Source organism: Meiothermus ruber DSM 1279 (genome assembly GCF_000024425.1).
GTDB classification, from domain to species: Bacteria; Deinococcota; Deinococci; order Deinococcales; family Thermaceae; genus Meiothermus; species Meiothermus ruber.
Map to the genome: position 1 here is coordinate 2,341,273 of NC_013946.1, position 20,034 is coordinate 2,361,306.

At 63.1% G+C, this 20,034-nt stretch carries 26 protein-coding genes; 16 read left to right on the forward strand and 10 right to left on the reverse strand.

Going from position 1 to position 20,034, the window contains the following annotated elements:
- The first annotated feature begins 116 nt into the window (after nucleotides 1-116).
- The gene (locus MRUB_RS11520) at nucleotides 117-374 is read left to right on the forward strand and encodes a hypothetical protein (protein WP_015586770.1); all 258 of its coding nucleotides are present in this window, start codon (nucleotides 117-119) and stop codon (nucleotides 372-374) included.
- A gap of 2 nt (nucleotides 375-376) precedes the next feature.
- Here MRUB_RS11520 and aspS read toward each other — a convergent pair whose 3' ends face one another.
- The 6 genes from aspS to MRUB_RS11550 all read right to left on the reverse strand — a co-directional run bounded on the left by aspS (nucleotide 377) and on the right by MRUB_RS11550 (nucleotide 4,892).
- Nucleotides 377-1,648, reverse strand: coding sequence for an aspartate--tRNA(Asn) ligase (gene aspS, locus MRUB_RS11525; protein ID WP_013014537.1), 1,272 nt, complete (start codon nucleotides 1,646-1,648; stop codon nucleotides 377-379).
- A 179-nt stretch (nucleotides 1,649-1,827) separates the two neighbouring features.
- Entirely contained in the window at nucleotides 1,828-2,238 is a 411-nt protein-coding gene (locus MRUB_RS11530; protein WP_015586769.1) for an HRDC domain-containing protein, read from the reverse strand.
- A 24-nt stretch (nucleotides 2,239-2,262) separates the two neighbouring features.
- A complete protein-coding gene (locus MRUB_RS11535; protein ID WP_013014538.1) occupies nucleotides 2,263-3,342 on the reverse strand; it encodes a fatty acid desaturase family protein in 1,080 nt (359 codons plus the stop codon).
- A 131-nt stretch (nucleotides 3,343-3,473) separates the two neighbouring features.
- Nucleotides 3,474-3,680, reverse strand: coding sequence for a cold-shock protein (locus tag MRUB_RS11540; RefSeq protein WP_013014539.1), 207 nt, complete (start codon nucleotides 3,678-3,680; stop codon nucleotides 3,474-3,476).
- Nucleotides 3,681-3,790: 110 nt separating this feature from the next.
- Nucleotides 3,791-4,159, reverse strand: a complete 369-nt coding sequence (locus tag MRUB_RS11545; RefSeq protein ID WP_013014540.1) for a carboxymuconolactone decarboxylase family protein — start codon at nucleotides 4,157-4,159, stop codon at nucleotides 3,791-3,793.
- A 46-nt stretch (nucleotides 4,160-4,205) separates the two neighbouring features.
- Complete coding sequence (locus MRUB_RS11550) at nucleotides 4,206-4,892, reverse strand: HAD family hydrolase (RefSeq protein ID WP_013014541.1); 687 nt, start codon at nucleotides 4,890-4,892, stop codon at nucleotides 4,206-4,208.
- 191 nt (nucleotides 4,893-5,083) lie between these two features.
- On the opposite strand from MRUB_RS11550, the gene purB reads away from it, so the two are divergent.
- From purB to MRUB_RS11590, 8 genes are read left to right on the forward strand one after another with little or no spacing between them, the layout of a single operon-like run.
- Entirely contained in the window at nucleotides 5,084-6,409 is a 1,326-nt protein-coding gene (purB, locus tag MRUB_RS11555; protein WP_013014542.1) for an adenylosuccinate lyase, read from the forward strand.
- A gap of 24 nt (nucleotides 6,410-6,433) precedes the next feature.
- Nucleotides 6,434-7,135: a phosphoribosylaminoimidazolesuccinocarboxamide synthase gene (gene purC / locus MRUB_RS11560; protein ID WP_015586768.1), complete on the forward strand. Its 702-nt coding sequence runs from the start codon at nucleotides 6,434-6,436 to the stop codon at nucleotides 7,133-7,135.
- Nucleotides 7,132-7,383: a phosphoribosylformylglycinamidine synthase subunit PurS gene (purS, locus tag MRUB_RS11565; RefSeq protein ID WP_013014544.1), complete on the forward strand. Its 252-nt coding sequence runs from the start codon at nucleotides 7,132-7,134 to the stop codon at nucleotides 7,381-7,383. The genes purC and purS overlap by 4 nt, the downstream gene beginning before the upstream one ends.
- A complete protein-coding gene (gene purQ, locus MRUB_RS11570) occupies nucleotides 7,380-8,072 on the forward strand; it encodes a phosphoribosylformylglycinamidine synthase subunit PurQ (RefSeq protein ID WP_013014545.1) in 693 nt (230 codons plus the stop codon). Before purS ends, purQ begins: the two co-directional genes overlap by 4 nt.
- A gap of 40 nt (nucleotides 8,073-8,112) precedes the next feature.
- Complete coding sequence (locus MRUB_RS11575) at nucleotides 8,113-8,859, forward strand: HAD family hydrolase (RefSeq protein WP_013014546.1); 747 nt, start codon at nucleotides 8,113-8,115, stop codon at nucleotides 8,857-8,859.
- Nucleotides 8,860-8,901: 42 nt separating this feature from the next.
- Nucleotides 8,902-11,106: a phosphoribosylformylglycinamidine synthase subunit PurL gene (purL, locus tag MRUB_RS11580; RefSeq protein WP_013014547.1), complete on the forward strand. Its 2,205-nt coding sequence runs from the start codon at nucleotides 8,902-8,904 to the stop codon at nucleotides 11,104-11,106.
- The gene (purF, locus tag MRUB_RS11585; protein ID WP_013014548.1) at nucleotides 11,106-12,503 is read left to right on the forward strand and encodes an amidophosphoribosyltransferase; all 1,398 of its coding nucleotides are present in this window, start codon (nucleotides 11,106-11,108) and stop codon (nucleotides 12,501-12,503) included. Before purL ends, purF begins: the two co-directional genes overlap by 1 nt.
- 42 nt (nucleotides 12,504-12,545) lie before the next feature.
- Nucleotides 12,546-13,499: a nitroreductase family protein gene (locus MRUB_RS11590; protein WP_013014549.1), complete on the forward strand. Its 954-nt coding sequence runs from the start codon at nucleotides 12,546-12,548 to the stop codon at nucleotides 13,497-13,499.
- Here the strand turns inward: MRUB_RS11590 and MRUB_RS11595 are convergent.
- Genes MRUB_RS11595 through MRUB_RS11610 form a run of 4 tightly spaced genes read right to left on the reverse strand, consistent with a single transcriptional unit; the run spans nucleotide 13,489 to nucleotide 15,519 of the window.
- Nucleotides 13,489-13,860: a VOC family protein gene (locus MRUB_RS11595; RefSeq protein ID WP_013014550.1), complete on the reverse strand. Its 372-nt coding sequence runs from the start codon at nucleotides 13,858-13,860 to the stop codon at nucleotides 13,489-13,491. The two genes, MRUB_RS11590 and MRUB_RS11595, sit on opposite strands and share 11 nt — an antisense overlap.
- A gap of 30 nt (nucleotides 13,861-13,890) precedes the next feature.
- The gene (locus tag MRUB_RS11600; RefSeq protein ID WP_013014551.1) at nucleotides 13,891-14,787 is read right to left on the reverse strand and encodes a VOC family protein; all 897 of its coding nucleotides are present in this window, start codon (nucleotides 14,785-14,787) and stop codon (nucleotides 13,891-13,893) included.
- Between the two features lie 39 nt (nucleotides 14,788-14,826).
- Nucleotides 14,827-15,207, reverse strand: coding sequence for an Lrp/AsnC ligand binding domain-containing protein (locus MRUB_RS11605; RefSeq protein WP_013014552.1), 381 nt, complete (start codon nucleotides 15,205-15,207; stop codon nucleotides 14,827-14,829).
- A gap of 15 nt (nucleotides 15,208-15,222) precedes the next feature.
- Nucleotides 15,223-15,519, reverse strand: coding sequence for a hypothetical protein (locus tag MRUB_RS11610; RefSeq protein ID WP_013014553.1), 297 nt, complete (start codon nucleotides 15,517-15,519; stop codon nucleotides 15,223-15,225).
- A 107-nt stretch (nucleotides 15,520-15,626) separates the two neighbouring features.
- Between MRUB_RS11610 and MRUB_RS11615 the strand changes: the two genes are divergently transcribed.
- The 7 genes from MRUB_RS11615 (at nucleotide 15,627) to tmpR (ending at nucleotide 19,858) form a co-directional block, all read left to right on the forward strand.
- Complete coding sequence (locus tag MRUB_RS11615; RefSeq protein WP_013014554.1) at nucleotides 15,627-16,019, forward strand: helix-turn-helix domain-containing protein; 393 nt, start codon at nucleotides 15,627-15,629, stop codon at nucleotides 16,017-16,019.
- A gap of 42 nt (nucleotides 16,020-16,061) precedes the next feature.
- Entirely contained in the window at nucleotides 16,062-16,652 is a 591-nt protein-coding gene (locus MRUB_RS11620) for a dihydrofolate reductase family protein (protein WP_013014555.1), read from the forward strand.
- 56 nt (nucleotides 16,653-16,708) lie between these two features.
- A complete protein-coding gene (locus tag MRUB_RS11625; protein ID WP_013014556.1) occupies nucleotides 16,709-17,347 on the forward strand; it encodes a dihydrofolate reductase family protein in 639 nt (212 codons plus the stop codon).
- Nucleotides 17,348-17,452: 105 nt separating this feature from the next.
- Entirely contained in the window at nucleotides 17,453-17,920 is a 468-nt protein-coding gene (locus tag MRUB_RS11630) for a GyrI-like domain-containing protein (protein ID WP_013014557.1), read from the forward strand.
- Between the two features lie 12 nt (nucleotides 17,921-17,932).
- Nucleotides 17,933-18,658, forward strand: a complete 726-nt coding sequence (locus MRUB_RS11635; RefSeq protein ID WP_013014558.1) for an ImmA/IrrE family metallo-endopeptidase — start codon at nucleotides 17,933-17,935, stop codon at nucleotides 18,656-18,658.
- 73 nt (nucleotides 18,659-18,731) lie between these two features.
- Nucleotides 18,732-19,148, forward strand: coding sequence for an NUDIX domain-containing protein (locus tag MRUB_RS11640; protein WP_013014559.1), 417 nt, complete (start codon nucleotides 18,732-18,734; stop codon nucleotides 19,146-19,148).
- A complete protein-coding gene (tmpR, locus tag MRUB_RS11645; RefSeq protein ID WP_013014560.1) occupies nucleotides 19,145-19,858 on the forward strand; it encodes a bifunctional dihydropteridine reductase/dihydrofolate reductase TmpR in 714 nt (237 codons plus the stop codon). Before MRUB_RS11640 ends, tmpR begins: the two co-directional genes overlap by 4 nt.
- The last annotated feature ends 176 nt before the right edge of the window (nucleotides 19,859-20,034 follow it).

The window sequence follows — 20,034 nt, forward strand, 5'->3', positions numbered from 1 at the left end:
ACATTCTACCCTCATTCGGTTACTAACAGAAAGCGCGCCGAGCGCACCGGGGCCAGGAGGCTGGTAGGATGATGGGGCTCGTTCTGGCCTCCGGGTCAGCAGAAGAAAGGAAAGCTATGCAGAACGAAGTTGAGAAGCTCGAGTGGTTCGAAATTCAGCTCCGCATCAAGACCATCGAGGTGATGCTGGGGCCCAAGTACCGCGAGGCCATGGCCGTTACGCTCAGCACCCTGTACAACGAACAAAAAATCGTGGCGATGGCCAAGCGCCTGGGGGTTTCCCCGGAGGGCCTTTTGGAACGCCTGGAGAAGATGCGCCTCGAGCTCGGCATCGAGCAGGAGATCACCAAAGGCGTGCTCAAGCTGAAAAAGTAAAGCTAGGGCGTCAGGCGGTGGCGGTCGCGCGGGAAGGCCCGGGCATAGCGCACGTTGGGCAGACCCACCAGTTTCTGGGTGAGGCGCTCGGCCCCGATGGCAAAGCCGCCGTGGGGGGGCATCCCGTACTTGAAGACCTCGAGGTAGCCCGCAAAGTGGGCGGGGTCGTTGCCCTTCTTTTTAAGCTGCTCCACCAACACCTCATACTGGTGGATGCGCTGGCCGCCCGAGGTAATCTCGAGGCCCCTGAACAGTAGGTCGAAGCCCCGGGTGGAGCCATCGCCCTCGGGGTAGGCATAGAAGGGCCGGGCGGACTCTGGGTATTTACTGATGAACAGGAAGTCCACGCCCCACTTCTCCTTGGCCCAGGCCCCCAGGGCCCGCTCGGCTTCCTCGTTAAAGTCGGCCCCTACCGGCATCCCCAGCTCCTCGCGCAGGATGCGGCGGGCCTCGGGGTGCTCGAGGCGGGGCATCTCGGCCAGGTTGGGCCACTCCACCCCCAGCAGCTCGCACTCGGGTGCGGCGGTGTGGCGGGCCTCGTCCAGCATAGCCCGGATAAGTTCCTCCTCGAGGTCCATCACGTCCTGCTCCGACTCGATGAACCCCATCTCCACATCCAGCGATAGGTACTCGTTGAGGTGGCGGCTGGTGGCGTGCTGCTCGGCCCGAAACACCGGTGCAACCTCGTAAACCCGCTCGAAAACCCCCACCATAATCTGCTTGTAAAGCTGGGGCGACTGGGCCAGGTAAGCCCGGTGCTCAAAGTAGTCAATGCCAAACAGGTTGCTGCCCCCCTCAGCCCCCGCCGAGACGATCTTGGGGGTAAAAATCTCGGTAAAGCCCTGGCTATCCAGGTAGCTGCGAAACCCCCTTACCAAGGCCGCTTGAATTTTCAAGGGTGCGCGGGCCTTCTCTCCGCGCAGGCTCACATAGCGGTACTCCAGCAAGGTCTCGGGGTTCACCCGCCACTCTTCCTTGGGAATCTCGATGGGGCTGGGCTCGCTGGCCTTGGCATAGAACTCGATCTCCTGGGCCACCACCTCGTAGCCACCGGGTGCTTTGGCATTGGCTACCACCTCACCCACCACCCGCATCGAGGACTCGGCCAGCGGGAGCTCAAACCGCTTGTCCACCACCACCTGTACAATGCCGCTGCGGTCGCGCAAAAGGGCAAACTGAATCCCGCCCAGGTCGCGCTTCCAGTGCAGGAAGCCCTGCAGGGTAACGGTCTGGCCTACGTGCGCTGCAATCTGACTGGCAAGGGTTCTCGACATGCGTTCTCCTATAGGACAGGCGGGCTTGGGTTCAACGAAAAACCCCCGATACAACGAGGTATCGGGGGTTGGAATCGCACCCCCAGCTATAAATTGTCGTCCGCCCGTAGCATCCTGACCCGCATCTTACGTGCCAAACCTCACTTGGTCAAGGCAAGGATGCCAGAACCCATCCAAAGCTATTCCCTACCCAGCAGTCGCAAAATTTCTCGGCCATATTTGGCTGCTTTGCTTTTACCAAAGCCCTTTATCTGGGCAAGCTGTTCGAGGGTTCTGGGCTGCTCCTCGAGAATCGCCTTTAGCTCGGCATTGGTCGCAATCACATACGGAGGAACGCCCTCTTCTTTGGCTTTGTGGCTACGCCAGGCGCGCAGGGCCTCGAACCTCGGGTCGCTGGGGATGCGCACGGCTTCTGTGGGTTTGGGCTGCAGGGCCACCCCTTCGTAGAACACCAGCACACTCCAGAAAGGTCTATCACCCGGAATCAGGCTGCTGGACACCTGGATGGGCATCACCTGGGCTAAAAAGCGGTTGAGGCGCTCGAGGTCTTTGGCATTATCAAGCCGTAGGATAAAAGTCTGGCACTGCATGGCTGTTACCCACCGCCCATGACCTTATTCACGGAGCCCCTTTTTACCCAGCTTGCGCTGGGTGGATTGAAACCGTCGAAACTTACCGTCGTCAAGGCCAAAGCCCAGCGTGCCAAACACCTGCCCGGTGGTGGGCTCTACCAGGTTCCGGTGGTCGCGGTAGAGGCGGGGGGTCTTCCAGAGATAGAACAGGGCTTTCCAGTGGGGCAGTTCGTTGTAGCGCTCGGGCCAGAGTTCCTTGAGTTTCTGGGCTACCACATGGGCGTACTTGGGCGAAAGCGCCGGGAACACATGGTGCTCGATGTGGTAGCCAAAGCCCAGGGTGAGCCACTCGAGCCACCTGGGGTTCCGCACCGTGAGGCTGTTGAGCAGGGGGTCGTTGGTCTCGGTGATGGGGTTGAGCAGGTGGTTGGTGGCGATAAAGCTCATGGCGATGAAGTTAGCCATCAACCAGGGAAGGAGATATATAAACAGGAAGTTGAGCGGCCCCGCCCAGAAGAGCACCAAGAGCCAGACCAGCACCGGCAAAACCGCCTGGAAAACTACAACAGGCCGCTCATGGGGCTTGAACTCGGGCAGGAAGCGCCGGAGCATCATGTGGGCGTGCAGACTAAACCAGAAGGTGAAGGAGAAAAACAGGAAAAAACTCCGCAGCGCCGGCACCTGGCGGAACAGCCATTTCACAAAAGGTTTCTGAATGGCCGATTCCAGAGCCCCCATGGCATCGGGGTCGTCGTGTGGGTGCTGGGTATGGCCGTGGTGCTCGACGTTGTGCCATTTGCGCCAGAGCCGGGCCCCTACCAGCAGCGGCATAAAAGCGATGGTTCCCGCCACCGAGCGCACCATGGGGTGTTTGGTGACCGCGCCGTGCAGAATCTCGTGGGCCAGAAACCCCAGCCCAACAAACGCATACCCAATCCCAAACGAGAGCAATAGCTTGAGCCAGACATGGGGCGTCGCCACAATACCCCAGGCGCATAGGCCAAACAAGGCCAGAAATACCGGCAAATAGACCAGGCGGGCCGGAACTGGCTCAAAAAAGTGGCGCGGCAGCCGGGCTTTAAGGGCTTTGGTGTACTCACGCAGATGCTGTTCTTCAGTCATAAAGAGACTCCTCGAGGGCTTAGGGTTTGCGGCAGTATACGGGAAGCCCTCTTACGGTCGCCAGTACTCCGAAAACTTTACGCTATGCAAAAAAGCTCCCCTGGCTTGGGGAGCTTTGAAGGGTGAAACGTTTAGGCCAGCTTCACATTCTTGGCCTGGGGGCCCTTGCCGTTCTTGCCGGGCTCGATCTCGAACTCAACGCGATCGCCCTCATTGAGGCTCTTGAAGCCCTGGCCCTGGATGGCGGTGAAGTGCACAAACACATCGGGGCCGCTTTCCTGGGCGATAAAACCATAACCTTTTTCCGCGTTGAACCACTTAACAGTACCTTTGTTCATCTACTACTCCTGATGTCCTACTGAAACCGGCTGGTTTTAGGGGACACCGAATGTTAGCACGGGTGGCCGGCAAAAGTCAAATCGCGCGGCCCGGCGGATGCCACGGGCCATCACCCCCGCTCCCGGCTCGAGGCCCGCCCCTCCTTGCGCAGCAAGGCCCGAAAGGTTTTCATAGCCGCCAGCGCGTTGGGAAAGCCCACAAACAGCGCCGACTGGATGATGGTCTCGCGCACTTCCTGCTCGGTCGCGCCGTTGCGCAGGGCCCCCTCCAGGTGGGTGGCAATCTCCTTGGGCGCGCCCAGGGCAATCAGGCTGGTGATGGCCAGCAGCTCGCGGGTTTTCAAGTCCAGGCCGGGGCGGGCCAGCACCTCTTCGTAGGCGAAATCGCGGATGTAGGCATAGAGGTCGGGGTCTACCTCGCCCAGGTTTTGCTCGATAGCTTCAAAGTTATCGCCCCAGATGGCCTTGCGAATGCTCATGAGGGCCAGTTTCTAAGGTTCAGGGGCCCTGCGTCAAGGGCCCGCGCTACCCCCCGTTCACCCGGCCCGTAGCGTACTCAATCACCCTAGCCAGATCGCCCACGGCATTGGGGTTCTGCCGGTACGGGTCGAACAGGATGGGCCGAACCCCGGCGGCTTTGGCCCCGGCGATATCGTCCTCCGAGTCGCCCACGTGAATCGCTTGCTGCGGCTCCACGCCCAGATGGCCCAGCACGATCTGGAAAAACCGTGGGTCGGGCTTGGCCACCCCCTCCAGCGCCGAGACCCCCACGTAGTCGAAGAAGTCGGCCAGGCCCGTGGCCTGCAAAACCCCCGGCAGCGTCCAGTCCCAGTTGGAAACCACCCCCAGCTTGAAGCCCAGGCTTTTCAGCTCGCCCAGCACCTCTTTGGCCCCCGGCGTGAGCGGCCAGATGTGGGGGCTCTGCCAGTGTTCTTTCAGGTAGTCGGCCACCTCGTCGGCGTAGGCCCCCAGCCCGATACCGTTCATCACCTCCCAGTGAAAAGCCCGCCAAAACGAGAGGGCGGTGGCCTCGTCGGTGGCGTCCATGTGGTGGTCGGAGTAGTGCTTGTAGGCGTCCTGAATGGCCTGGGGCAGGCGCTTTAGGTCGGCCTGGTGAGCGATGCCCTTGGCCTGCAGGATGGGCCATAGCCAGTATTTGGGGTGTCCTAGAATAAGCGTATCGCCCACGTCGAACAGCACCGCGCGAATCATGGCCCCAATACTAACCCGGCTTGATGAAAACATTCGGTAAGGGTGTGGTTGCCCCCACCCCCGGGGCGTGATAGGCTCATAACGTTGTTCACCAGATTGTCCGGCGAGGCAATGAAGAACAACAAGTGATCCCGCGTGGAAAAAACCAATCCTACGTTCTTTGATCGGGCGGCGAAGGGGGTAATGGGGCCATGATTGAGCGTTATCAGACCCCCGAGATGCGGGCGCTGTGGAGCGAGGCCCGCAAGTACCAGGCCTGGGCTGAGGTGGAAATTCTGGTAATGGAAGCCTGGGAAAGCCTGGGGCAGGTTCCCATCGGCACAGCCAAACAGCTGCGCGAAGCCCTGCAAAAAAAGCCGCTGGATGTGAGCTTTGCCCGACGCGTCGAGGAAATCGAGGCCGAGACCCGGCACGACATCGTGGCCTTTACCCGAGCGCTCACCGAGTGGGTGGAAGATGCGCAAGGCTCGAGCCCCGAGGTAGCCCGCTGGCTGCACCTGGGCCTGACCAGCACCGATGTGGTGGACACCGCCCAGAACGTGCTGCTGGACGAAGCCCTGGGCCTGATTGAACAGGAGCTGGATAAGGTTCTGACCGCCCTGAAGCACCTGGCGGTGCGGTACAAGCACCTGCCGGCGGTGGGGCGCACCCACGGGGTACACGCCGAGCCCACCAGCTTTGGCCTGCGTTTTCTGGCCTTCTATGCGGCTTTGCTGCGCGACAGGGAACGCCTGGGCAGAGCCCGCGAGGGCATTCGGGTGGCGATGATCTCGGGCTCGGTGGGGAATTATGCCCACGTGGAGCCCGCCGTTGAAGCCTGGGTGGCCCGGAAGCTGGGCTTCCAGATTGAGCCGGCCTCGAGCCAGGTAGTACCGCGCGACCGCCACGCCGAGCTGATGGGCGCGCTGGCCATCCTGGGGGCCAACCTCGAGCGCGTCGCGGTGGAGCTGCGCCACCTGCAGCGCACCGAGGTGCTGGAAACCCAGGAGCCCTTTAGCTACAAGCAGACCGGCTCCTCCTCCATGCCGCACAAGAAAAACCCGGTGGCCCTGGAGAACATCTCGGGGCTGGCCCGGCTGTTGCGCAGCAACCTGCAGGCCGAGCTGGAAAACGTGGCCCTCTGGCACGAGCGCGACATCTCGCACAGCTCGGTGGAGCGGGTGATCCTGCCCGACACCACCACCCTGGCCCACTACATGCTGCGCCGATTGGGGCGGGTGCTGGAGGGGCTGGTGGTGTTTGAGGAAAACATCCAGCGCAACCTCGAGCGCACCCGCGGCCTGGTCTACTCCCAGCGGGTGCTGGGCCTGCTGATTGAGGCAGGCCTGGATCGCACTGCGGCCTACGAAATCGTCCAGCGCAACGCCCTCAGGAGCTGGGCCGCGGGGCAGGACTTCCGGGCGCTGCTCGAGGCCGACCCGGCCTGTCCCCTCAAGGGCGGGGCGCTGGCCCAGGCCTTCGACCCCGGCTACTTTTTGCGCTATGTGGATACCATCTATGCCCGCTTTGGGCTATAGAGGGGTAGTATGGAAGAGGTTCGGATGGAAAAACTCTACGAGGGTAAAGCCAAAATTATCTATCCCAGTTCCGAGGCGGGGATGGTGCGGGTTTACTTCAAGGACGATGCCACCGCCTTCAACGGGCAGAAGCGGGCCCAGATTGCCGGTAAAGGGGCGGTGAACAACCAGATTGCTTCGGCCCTGTTTGGCTATCTGGAAGAGCACGGCATCCCCACGCACTTTGTGCGGCAGCTATCCGAACGGGAGATGCTGGTGCGGCAGGTGCAGATTGTGCCGCTCGAGGTGATCGTGCGCAACCGCACCGCCGGTACCTTTGCCCGGCGCTATGGGGTGGAGGAAGGCCGGGTGCTCCCCAAGCCCCTGCTGGAGTTCTCCTACAAAAACGATGCCCTGGGCGACCCCCTCATCTACCCAGAAGCGGCCCTGGCCCTGGGGCTTTTGAGCGAGGCCGAGCTGGAGCGTATCCGTGCGCTGGCCCTGCAGATCAACACCCTGCTAAAAGACTATTTTGCCCAGCGCAACCTCGAGCTCGTAGACTTCAAGCTGGAGTTTGGCCGCCTGGCGGATGGCCGGCTGGTGCTGGCCGACGAAATTTCGCCCGACACCATGCGCCTGTGGGAGATGGGAAGCGGCGAAAAAATGGACAAAGACCGCTTCCGCCGCGACCTGGGCGGGGTGGAGGAAGCCTATCAGGAAGTGCTGCGACGGGTGCAAGGGCTATGAAATACCACATTACCCTCCTAATCGAGCTTAAAGACGGCATCCTCGACCCCCAGGGGCGCGCGGTGGAAGGGGTTTTGCAGGGCTTGCAGTACCCGGTTGAGAACGTGCGGGTGGGGCGGGTGCTGGAGATGGAACTCGAGGCCCCCAGCGAGGCGGAGGCCAGGGCTGCCGCCCATAACATCGGCCGGGCGCTATCCAACCCGGTGATGGAAGTGTTTGTGGTGGAGGCGGTGAAGGAGCTGGCATGAGGGTGGCGGTGATTCAGTTTCCCGGCTCCAACTGCGACCAGGACGCCCTTTGGGCCCTGCGGCTGGTGGGGCTCGAGGCTGAGCTGGTCTGGCACACCGAGCGGAACCTCGAGGGCTTCCAGGCCGCCCTCCTGCCGGGGGGGTTCTCCTACGGCGACTACCTGCGGGCGGGGGCGCTGGCCAAGTTCTCGCCGGTGATGCAGGAGGTGCGGCGGCTAGCCCAGCGCGGCTACCCGGTGGTGGGCATCTGCAACGGCTTTCAGGTGCTCACCGAGGCCGGGCTGCTGCCCGGTGCGCTGCTGGCCAACACCAACCTGCACTTCACCTGCAAGGAGGTGTTTTTGCGGGTCGAGCGCACCGACCTGCCCTTCACCCGCGCGTATACCCCAGGGCAGGTGCTGCGGATTCCCATCGCCCACGGCGAGGGCCGCTACTACACCGACGCAGAAACCTTAGAACAGCTCGAGCAGAACCACCAGGTGGTCTTCCGCTACGCGCCCAACCCCCAGGGCACCCAGCCCTACAACCCCAACGGCTCCCTGAACGACATTGCCGGCATCGTGAACCGGCAGGGCAATGTGCTGGGCCTGATGCCCCACCCCGAGCGGGCGGTGGAAAGTGTGCTGGGTTCCGCCGACGGGTTGCCGTTCTTCCAGGGCCTCAAGCAGGCCCTCGAGGTAGTGGCCTAAACCGGGCAACAATTAATACCTAATACCAGGAGGTATGGGCATGATCAAGGCAATCACCTTCGATTTCTGGGGCACCCTCTTCATCGAAGGCCCGGAGTATGCCGGGCAGGTCAAGAACCTGCGCAACGAGATCCTGCTGGATGCCGCCTCCGAGGCCGGCGTGCCGGCCGAGCCCGCCGCGGTGATGGAGGCCTGGCGGCAGGCCGCCCTCGATTTCGACGCGGCCTGGAACGCCGGTCAGGCCATGACCCCCTTCGAGCGGGTCACGCGCATCTTCGCCTACCTGGGCCTGCCCTACGACGAAGGCCTGGTGGCCCTCACCACCCAGCGCATCGTGGACGCAGCCCTGCAGGGCAGTCTGGTGCCCCTGCCGGGGGTGCTCGAGGCCCTGCCCAAACTGGCCCAGCGCTACACCCTGGGCATCGTTTCCGATACCGGCGTCTCCACCGGGCGCATCCTGCGCGAGCAGCTCATGCGCCACAAGCTGCACGACCTCTTTAGCGGCTTCTCCTTCTCCGACGAAACCGGGGTGGTCAAGCCGCACGCCGAAGCGTTCTTGACAGCCCTGGACGAGATGGGAGCCAAACCCCAGGAGGCCCTGCACATCGGGGATATCCCCCGCACCGACATCGCCGGGGCCTTCCAGACCGGCTACCCCTACGCGGTGCTCTTCACCGGCCACACCCACCGCAACGGGCAGCCCGAGCCCAGCGCCCGCATCGGCAACCACCTCGAGCTTTTCCCGCTGCTCGAGAACGTCTTTGGGCATCCGCCAAGGGCCCTATAACCCCTCCCCCACCGCGGGGGCCAGCAGACTGTGCTTTAGTTTATGACCCGAGAAACCCACCCCCCTCTCCTTCAGGAAACCGGCATTCCGCTGGGTGAGTACCAGACCATTGTGCGCTTGCTGGGGCGCGAGCCCAACCGGCTCGAGCTCTACTTGTTCAAGGTGATGTGGAGCGAGCACTGCTCCTACAAAAACTCCCGCCCGCTGCTGCGCCTGCTGCCCAAAGAGGGCCCCGCCGTGCTACAGGGCCCCGGCGAGAACGCCGGGGTGGTGGAGATTGGGGAGGGCTGGGCGGTGGCCTTCAAAATCGAGAGCCACAACCACCCTTCGGCGGTGGAGCCGGTGCAGGGCGCGGCCACCGGGGTGGGAGGCATCATCCGCGACATTGTGGCCATGGGGGCCCGGCCCATCGCCCTGCTGAACTCGCTGCGCTTTGGCCGGCCCGACCATCCCCGCACGCGCTACCTGGTGCGGGGGGTGGTGGAGGGCATCGCCCACTACGGCAACGCCATCGGCGTGCCCACGGTGGGGGGCGAGGTCTACTTCCACTCGGACTATCAGGAGAACCCCCTGGTGAACGCCATGTGCGTGGGGCTGCTGCGGGTGGAGGAGCTTAAGAAGAGCCGGGCCTCCCTGGGGCGCCCGGTCTATTACGTGGGCTCCAAGACCGGCCGCGATGGCATTGGCGGGGCGGCTTTTGCCTCGGAGGAGCTATCGGAAGAGAACGAGTCCAAACGGCCCAGCGTGCAGGTGGGCGACCCCTTTATGGGCAAGCTGACCATGGAGCTGACCCTCGAGGCCATCCGGCAAGACCTGGTCGAAGGGGTGCAGGACATGGGGGCCGCGGGGCTCACCTCCTCGCTCTCCGAGCTGGCCCACAAGTCGGGGCTGGGCCTCGAGCTCAACCTCGACCGGGTACCCCAGCGCGAGGCGGGCATGAACCCCATCGAGCTGATGCTCTCGGAGTCGCAGGAGCGCATGGTGCTGGTGCCCCGGCCGGGCCAGGAGCAGGCCCTGGAGGCCCTGGCGGCGCGCTACGGCCTGGACGCTGTCCCGGTGGCCCACACCATCGCGGAACCGGTCTTCCGGGTGATGCACGCGGGCCAGGTGGTGGCCGAGGTGCCCACCGCGGCCCTGGCCGACTGCCCCACCTACACCCGCGAAGGACAGGAAGACCCGGCCATCGCCCGGCTGAGGGCGGTGGATTGGAGCGCCATACCGGTTCCTTCCAACCTGCAAGAAATCCTGCCCCGGCTGCTGGCCTCGCCCAACCTGTGCAGCCGGGCCCCCATCTACGAGCGCTACGACCACCAGGTGGGCACCAACACCGTGCTGGTGCCGGGCTCAGGCGATGCGGCCATCCTGCGCATCAAAGGCACCCAGCGGGGCCTGGCCGTCAAGGTGGATGCCAACCCCCGCTACAGCAAGCTCGCGCCCCGCTTGGGGGCCATGCACGCCCTGGCCGAGGCCGCCCGCAACGTGAGCGTGGTGGGGGCGCGGCCCCTGGCCTACACCGACGGCCTCAACTGCGGCAACCCCGAGACCCTCGAGGGCTACTTCGAGCTGTCCGAGACCATCCAGGGCCTGGCGGAGGCCTCGAGGGCCCTGGGGCTGCCGGTGGTCTCGGGCAACGTCTCGCTCTACAACGAAGGGCCCAACTACCGCATCCCGCCCACGCCCATGGTGGGGGTGGTGGGGCTTCTGGAGAACCTCGAGCACCGCGCCCAGCAGGGCTTCCAGCAGGTGGGCGATTTTATCGTGCTCATCGGCGCGCTGGAGGGTCAGTTGGGGGCCTCGGAGTACCTTTGGGTGGTGCACGGCCAGGAGGCTGGGAGCCCGCCGCCCCTGGATCTGGCCCAGGAAGCCAGGGCCCAGGCTGCCATCCGCGAGCTGATCGGGCGGGGCTGGGTCAAGACCGCGCACGACGTGGCCGAGGGGGGCCTGGCGGTGGCCCTGGCCGAGATGTGCCTGCCCCTGGGCCTGGGGGCCACCCTCGAGGTGCGCAGCCAGGCCCGGCCCGATGCCCTGCTGTTCGGGGAAGCCCCCAGCCGCATCCTGTTCAGCGTGAACCAGGCCCACTTGCAGGCTGCGGTCAAACTGCTGGAGAACCACGGCCTGCCCTACCACATCCTGGGGCAGGTGGGGGGCCCAACCCTCACCATCCTGACCCCCAAAGCGCGCCTGGAGTGGCCTGTGGCGGCTTTGCAGCGGGCCTGGGAAGCGCCCTTGCGGGAGGTGTTGCCGTGATGGACAAACCCCACGAAGAGTGCGGCGTTCTGGGGCTGTGGTCGCCGGAGCCCCTGCCGGTGGCCGACCTATTGCAATTAGGACTCTTCGCCCTGCAGCACCGGGGGCAGGAAGCCGCGGGGATCTGCGTCTCAAACGGAAAAGACCTGGTCATCGAGAAAGACCTGGGCCTGGTTACCCAGGTCTTCGACGAGGCCCGGATGCAGCGCCTGCGCATCCAGGGGGCCAACCTGGGCATCGGGCACACCCGCTACTCCACCACCGGTTCCAACCTGCGCTTCAACGCCCAGCCCCTCAACGTGCGCAGTTCTAAGGGGATTCTGGCCATCGCCCACAACGGCAACTTTGTGAACGCCCTGCAGATCCGCCAGCAGCTCCTCGAGCACGGGGCGGTCTTCCAGACCACCAACGACACCGAGGTGATGATCAACCTGATCGCCCGCTACGCCAGGCTCAACCTGGTGGAGGCCACCGCCCGGGCCATGCGGGAGCTTACGGGGGGCTTTAGCGTGGTGCTAATGGATCGGCAGACGGTGCTGGCGCTGCGGGACGGCAACGGGGTGCGGCCCCTGGTGATCGGGCGGCTGTCCAACGGCGGCTGGGTGTTTGCCTCGGAGCCCCCGGCCCTGGCCCTGATGGGGGCCAGCTTCGTGCGCGACGTGCAGCCCGGCGAGCTGGTCTGGGTGGAGTCGGGGGAGCTTCGCTCTATGCAGGTGCTCGAGCCCCACCCCACCCCCTGCGCCTTCGAGTGGATCTACTTTGCCCGGGCCGACGCAACCCTGGACGGCATCCCCACCCACCCCGCGCGCATCCGCATGGGCGAGGTGCTGGCCCAGGAAGCCCCTGCCGTGGCCGACCTGGTGGTGCCGGTGCCCGACTCCGGGATTGGGGCGGCCATCGGCTACAGCCGGGCCTCGGGGATTCCCTTTGACTACGGCCTGCACAAAAATCCCTACGCCGGCCGCACCTTTATTCAGCCCACCCAGGAGATGCGCGACCTGAAGGTGCGGCTCAAGCTGGCCGCCACCCCGGTGGTCGCGGGCCGGCGGGTGGTGCTGGTGGACGACTCCATCGTGCGGGGCACCACCTCCGGGCGCATCGTGCAACTGCTGCGCGAGGCTGGGGCTGCCGAGGTGCACGTGCGCATCTCCTCCCCACCCATCAAGTTCCCCTGCTACTACGGCATCGACACCGCGGCCCGCAAGGAGCTGGTGGCCTCGACGCACTCTGTGGAGCAGATCCGCCAGCTCATCGGGGCCGACTCGCTGGCTTTTTTGAGCGAGTCCGGGGTGCGGCAGGCCATTGGGGGGCCGGTCTGCCTGGCCTGCTTCAACGGGCAGTACCCGGCCGGCCAGCCTGAGGAAGAGGTGCGCAAGGAGGCGCTCGAGCAGGCCTGATCTCTCATATGGCTTGCCAAAACGCGGTAGGCTACTACTGGTATGAGCGACCTGTATACGCTGTATCAGCGCCGCGCCAGCGTGCGCAAGTTCAAGTCCGAACCCCTGCGCGAAGGCGACCTGGAAAAGATTCTCTTTGCGGCCCAGCGGGCCCCCACCGACGCCACCGCGCAGATGTACAGCCTGCTGCGCATCAGCGACCCGGAGCTACGCCGCAAGGTTTCAAGCCACTCCGGCCACAACCCCCACATCGAGACCTGCGCCGAGTTTTTTCTGATTCTGGCCGACGTGTACCGGCTGCGAAGGCTGGTGGAGCACCGGGGCGGGGTGTTCGGGCACTGGCCCCGCACCGCCTTGCATTTTGCCATCACCGATGCAGTCCTGGCCGGGAGCGCCCTGGCTACCATGGCCGAGAGCCTGGGCTATGGCATCGTGTGGATTGGCGGGGTGCTGAACGGCATAAAAGAAATTAAGGCGTTGTGTGGACTGCCGCAGGGGGTGGTTCCGGTGGCCGGTCTGTGCGTGGGGGTACCGGAGGAAAGCCCAGCCCCCCGCCCCCGCCTGCCGCGGGAGCTGGTGGTGCACGAAAACCAGTACCACGACTACAGCCCGGAGGCCCTCGAGCAGGCCTACGCCGCCATGGCCCCCATCACCAAAAGCGGCGATTGGTACAGGGTGCTGGAGCGCTATTTCGCCCAGGGCGGCACCATGGAAGCGCGCGAGCCCGCCTACCAGCAGCTTTCCGCCCAGCAGGGCTTTGAGCCCGATCTGCCAGCTGAACTGCTCGAGGCACTAAAAGAAAAGGGCCTCGAGGCCGGCTCGCTGGGCCAGCTCATCGAGGCGGCCTTTGCCCAGGGCTTCCGCAGCCTGCAGTTCCACCACCAGGGCTACGCCTGGATCGAGAAAGAACCCGAGGCCTACCGGGGCGACGGCAAGCCCGGCGAGGCTTTGGGCAAGGCCTTGCTACAGGCACCCCGGGAGCGGGTTATACCCTAAGCTCCTGGTAAACCCGTATAGCCACCCCAGAGGGGTCGAGGAGGGTGAACTCGCGGGTGGCCCAGGGCTTGTTTTCCAGCCTGCCATTGGGGTGCACGATGCCGGCGGCCTCGCAGGCCACATACAGCAGGTCTACCTCGTCTACCTCGAGCCTAAAAACATAGCTACGGCAGATCTGGGGGTTGGGCTCGAGGTAGAAGTGCAGCCGCAGCCCATCCCAGCTCACCCCGCCGTACTCCACCGGGTTCTCGCCCCAGGTAAAAGGGTCCTGGAAACCCAGGTGGGTCTGATAAAACAGGAGCGAGGCCTGCACATCGCGGCTGGGTATCACCGGTATACACGCCGATACTTTTATCGTCATAATCTACCTCGAAGTTGCTTCCACAACCGTTCAGGCATAGGCCTTTTGCAACTCGGCCAGGTCAAGCTTTTTCATCTGAAGCACCGCCTGGTTAATCCGGTTGACCCGTTCTGGGTCGGGGTCTTGCAGCATCTGCTCCAACGCCCGGGGCACTACCTGCCAGCTCAGACCATACCTGTCTTTGAGCCAGCCACACTGCTCGGCCTCCGGTACCGCTGAGAGCTTCGTCCAGTAATGGTCAATTTCGGCCTGGGTGTCGCAGTAAATCATGAACGAGATGGCCTCGTTGAAAGCGAAGTTGTGCGGGTAGGCGCTGTCCATGGCGGCAAACCACTGGCCCGCCAGCATGAACTCGCTGTACATCAAGGTACCTTCGCGCTCGGGCGCCATGCCCGCCGGATAGCGCATCGTCGCTCCCCGTCGAGCGTTGGGGAACACCGAGGTATAGAAGTCCTGGGCCTCCTCGGCCTTGCCGCATACCTCGCCCACAAACAATAGCGCGGGCGTTATAAAAGGACGCGCCTCGCCACCGGGGTCGGAGAGGATAAGCTGCCAGGAAAGGCCGTAGCGGTCTTGAATCCAGCCGTAGAGGGGCGCAAAGGGATAGGCCTGTAATGGCATCAGCACGCTACCCCCTGGCAGCAACTTGTTCCAGAGGGCCTCGAGGTCGGCCTGGGTACGCCCCTGGGAAGGGTTGAAGCTGAGAATAAACGAGGTGGAGGGATTGAGCTTGAAAAACGGCCCCGCGCTGATGGCCATGAAGGGCTGGCCGGCCAGCTCAAACGAGACCAGGTCGCAGTCACCCGAAGGCGTATCGCGCAAAACAACCAAACTATTTATCCTGGAACCCGGAATTGCATCGCAATAAAACCGAGCGGCCTCCTCGGCCTCTTTGTCGAACCAGAGATTGGGCACGATCTTGAACATTCAGCACCTCCTGGTGCGCCCACAGGACGCAATTACCCTTCAGGCCGCGAGTTTGACCGAAATCTTACGAACACCTGGGGTGGATTGTACTTCTGTCAGAAGCGACTGCAAGGCCTCAAAATTGTGCCGCTCCACCACCAGCACGGCCTCGGAGGCCCCCAGCAAGGCATCGGCCTTGATCACCCCTGGCAGGCGGCCCAGGGCCTGCACGATACGCTTGGGTTGGGCACAGGAAACAAACACATACGCGGACACACGACGGATATCCTCCACAACCGAAGCCTGGGTCTGCTGGGCGAGTTGCATCATGCGGGCCTCCTGTACTGCTTTGTGAACGCTGGGGCCAACCCCCAAGGTTTCCTCGAGCAGACGCTCGTGCCGGTAGCGGGCTTCTATTTCTGCAAAAAAAGTAGAAAACATGGTCACCCCGCGGGGCTAGCTAGCGAAGGGAAGGGGCCGTTGTTCGGGCTGAACGAAACGGTGAAACAGCCTGGATAGGCGGCCCTCGGAGTAGAAGGTGGTGCGGTAGAGGACGGTGGCCTCGAGCCAGGCCTGGGCCAGAGGCCGGGCCGCCGGGCGAAGCAGGGGCATTTTGGCGCGCAGTTCGTTCTCCAGAGCCCACAGCCCAATCTGGCCTTTGCGGTTATCCAGCTCGATAAGGGCATTGAGCACCTCGCTGGGGTGTGCTGCACCACGCCCTACGGACTTCCAGATGATTTCGCTAACGTTCATATGTCCGCCTCCTGTTATGATATTAGCATAATCTATCTGCATAACGCAATATCCAAGCAGAACATTACGTCTTGACCGTAGAAAATTTTTATGCTACCGTCAGAACCATGACACTAGCCGAACGCCTTCGTGAGCTGCGCACCCAGCAGGGCTGGCGCCTCAAAGACCTCTCCGAGAAAAGCGGGCTCTCGGTGCCCTACCTGTCTGACCTCGAGCGGGGCCGCACCAACCCCTCGCTCGACACCCTGCAAACCCTGGCAACCTCCTACAACCTATCGGTCAACGACCTGCTGGCCCCAGTAGACTTCTACGGCGAGCGCACCGAAGCCTCGCTGCCCAAGGGCCTGGCCGAACTCATCGCCGACCCCCAACTCGGGGCCGAGATCACCCCCGAGTGGCAGCGCACCCTGGCCCGCATCGAGCTGCGGGGCAAGCGCCCGGAGTCCAAACGCGACTGGTACGAGATCTTCCTGCACCTCAAGCGGGTGCTGGAAGGCTAGAACAGCCTCTAAGTTAAGGTTGGGGCGGCACCAGGTGAATTAATGAAGACGCTCATTACAGAATTCATTAGCCTTGACGGAATCGTCCAGGCGCCTGGTGCCCCAAGCGAAGACACCGACGGCGGCTTTGCCCATGGTGGGTGGATGGCAAAGTACTTTGACCCGGAGGTGATGGGAGGTACGTTTGACGAGCTTGCTAGGCAAAGCGACGCGCTCTTACAAGGACGCCGCACCTATCAGAACTCGGCCGTCGCTTGGCCTACTCGGTCGGGGGATTCCTTCTCGGACTGGATCAACCAGGTGCAGAAGTACGTCGTGTCCAATACGCTCACCGAGAAGGACATTACTTGGAAGCCCACCTCTATCATCCGCGGCGACGACCTCCTCGAGGCCGTGTCCGAGCTCCGTGCGCAGCCGGGTGGCTACATCTACGTGTACGGCAGCGCAACATTGGTGCGGTCGCTGCTTGCTGCTGACCTTGTCGACGAGTTGCTGCTAACGGTTGCGCCGATTCTCCTTGGCAGGGGCAAGACCATCTTCCCCACAACCGAGAAGATGGCCTCGTTCGAGCTGGTGTCTTCAGTCAAAGCAAAAACCGGTGCGCTGGTGTGCCGATATGTGCGCGCCCGGTAAGCCCTTGTCTTAGCAAAGGTCATTAGGCCGCCCATCAAACCCAGGAGTGCAGAATCGTGAGCAAAGTTTTCGTCAACATCTCCCTTAGCCTGGATGGTTATATGGCGCCAGAAGGCATGGACTTGGCCCATTTCAGCGATCCAGGGTACAAGAACTGGGGTGCAAAATGGGGTGCACTCATGGCCTGGGCGCTTAAGCAGCAGTATTTGCGCGATAAACTCAAGTTGGGGCCTGGAGGAGAGACCGGCCCTGTGAATGAGATGGTTCGCCACATCTTTGAGCGCACCGGTGCTCACATCATGGGCAAGCGGATGTTCGATGGGGGCGAGCGCGGTTGGCCCGAAGAGGCCCCGTTTTACACACCGGTTTACGTTCTTACCCATGAGAAGCGCGAGCCCTGGGTGCGCCCCGGCGGGACGACCTTTTACTTCATCAACGACGGGCCGGAGCGTGCTCTAGAACTGGCCCGGGCGTCCGCAGGCAGTCGTGATATTCGCATCTCGGGTGGAGCAGATGTAATCCAGCAGTACCTGAACCTGGGTGTTGTGGATGAGCTGGAAATCGCCCTGGTTCCGGTCTTGTTCGGTGGCGGACGGCGTCTCTTCGAGAACCTACGTGAGCCTGTACCAAAATTTCGCATTGACAAGATCCTCGATACTCCGGATGCCACACACTTGCACTATGTGCGTCAGTGAGGATGGCCTCTGACACGGAGATTCGCCGCTTAGTCGGCCAAAGAAGCGGAGCGTTAGAAGCAGGCAGCCACCAATGGCCGTCCTCTCATAGGTCATAATAAGCCTATGGAACGCCCCGTTCGCACCCTCGAGTCCGGCTTTTTTGTGGCGGGGTACGAGGTACGCACCAGCCTGGCCCTGGAGCAAGACCCCCAGACCGCCCGGATTCCCCCGCTGTGGCAGAAGATTGAAAGCGGGGCGCTCGAGCTGCTCATCCCCAAGCGCCGGGCCAAGGGCAAGCCTTTTGTAGTCTATTACCACTACGACGGCGAGCAGGGGCCTTTCTCGGTGCTGCTGGGCTACCAGGTGATGGGGCAGGACGACGTGCCACCTGGCCTGAGCGGCCTGAACGTCCCTGGGGGCCAGTACCTGATGTTCAGCGTGCCCAGCGCCAGACCGGGGTCGGTAAAAGAGGCCTGGCAGCAAATCCGGGCCTATTTCCAGCAACCCGGCGCACCCCAAAGGGCCTACACCTTCGACTACGAGGTCTACGAAAACACCCAGCGGGTTTCGCTTTTTGTATCCATCCGGTAATCTGGCAAGAAGATGTCCAGCGATCTCAGGTCGAGGGTCACCGCACTGGCCGAGCAGTATCGCAAAGCCCACGCCCCCCTAACCCCTGAGCGTTTGGCTGCGGGCATCGGCGCAAGCCTCTCTTACGGCCGGCTGCCAGAGGGCCGGTTTGGGGCCTGGATGCCCGGGCAGAATCACATCCTGATTGACCAGGACTCCCCGCCCAAGCGCCAGCGCTTTACCCTGGCCCACGAGGTGATGCACATACTGATCCAGCAGGACGACGACCTGCTCTCCGAGCTGCACGAAGCGTATGCGGGTCAGGAGCTGGAAAAGGAGCTCGAGGCCCTCTGCAACCTGGGGGCCGCCGAGATGCTGCTGCCCGGCCAGGCGGTGGAGGCGGCCATCGCCCAAAAAGGCCAGACCCCCCGGCTGATACCCGAGCTGGCCGAGCTGCACCAGGTTTCGGAGGAGGTGGTGATCATCGCTCTGGCCGAGCGGGGCCCGGTTCCTTCCGTCGTGCTGATGGCCGGCAGCAAGCCCCTGCGGGTTTACTTCAGCGCCAAGCACCCCCGCCTTACGGGCTGGGTGAGCCGCGGCACGGGCTTTCGCCGCGACGACCCTTTGGTGGTGACCTTTGAAACCGGCCTGCCGCAAAAGACCACCGCGCGCTTACCCAATCACGAGGTGCTGTACGGCCTCGAGGCCTATCCCAGAAATGGGCGGGTCTATGCGGTGTACAAAGTATTGCAGAATTAGCCCCAACTGGAGCCAGTCATGTTAACCTCCAGCACCTTCAGCAGGGGCCTGGCGGCGTAGCCTAAAGCCCGGTATGGAGCCAAAATATCCGATTCCCACCGTGGGCGCTTTGGTGAAAGGGCCTTCGGGCCGGGTGCTGATCGTCAAGACCAGCAAGTGGCAGGGCTGGTGGGGGGTGCCGGGGGGCAAGGTTGAGTGGGGCGAACCCCTCGAGGCCGCTTTGCAGAGGGAGTTTCGCGAAGAGGTGGGCCTCGAGCTCGCCAACATCCGCTTTGCTCTGCTGCTGGAGGGGGTGTTCGACCCCCAGTTTTACAAACCCATGCACTTTCTGTTCGTCAACTACTTTGCCGAAAGCCCGGATGAGACCGTCTGTCCCAACCAGGAAATCCTCGAGTGGGCCTGGGTCACCCCAGAGGAGGCGCTCCGGTATCCCCTGAACAATATCACCCGTGCTCTGCTGGGGGCCTATACGGGAAGGGGGGCCATATGAGCCGGGTGGCCCTGGTGACCGGCTCGGCCAGGGGCATCGGGCGGGCCATTGTGCTGGCACTGGCGCGGCAGGGGTTCGATGTGGCGGTACATTATCACACCAGCGCCCTCGAGGCCGAGCAAACCCGCCAGGAGGCCCTTCGGCACGGGGTGCGGGCCATCCGGGTGCAGGCCGATGTCACACGGGTCAAGGAAGCCCAGGGGCTCATCGAGGAGGTGGCCGGGCAGCTCGGGGGCTTGCAGGTACTGGTCAACAACGTGGGCAACTACCTCAAGAAGCCCATCGAAGCAACCACCCCCGAGGAATGGCACGCCATGCTGGACTCCAACCTGAATGCGCCTTTTTACCTGACCCAGGCCGCCCTCCCCTACCTGGGCCAGACCGGCTATGGGCGGGTGGTGAACATCGGCTTCGCCGGCGCACAGAACCTGCTGGCCCGCCCGGAGATTACCCCCTACGTCATCGCCAAAACCGGCCTGATTCTGTACAGCAAGGCCCTGGCCCAGCGCCTGGCCCCCAGGGGCATCACGGTGAATGTGGTCGCGCCGGGGGTGGCCGAGAACTCCGTCTCCAAGCCTCTGAAAGAAATTCCCATGGGCCGGCTGGCACATCTGGAAGAGCTGGCTCGAGCGGTGCTGTTCTTTGTGGATGAGCAAAACGGCTACATTACCGGACAGGTCATGGAGGTTTCGGGGGGATGGAATCTTTGACACTCCCACGGATAAGCACTCTTACATGCAGCACAGGTTTTTATAGCTCTTCTGTTATCGGAGAACGATCTTGCCGAAACTAGCGTCCAGGTTACGTTCAGTTTGTGTATAAGGTGGCATGCTGTGTAGGTGCAGTTGGACTAGACTGCAATTGGTGCTTGGGCTCGTGTGAAGGG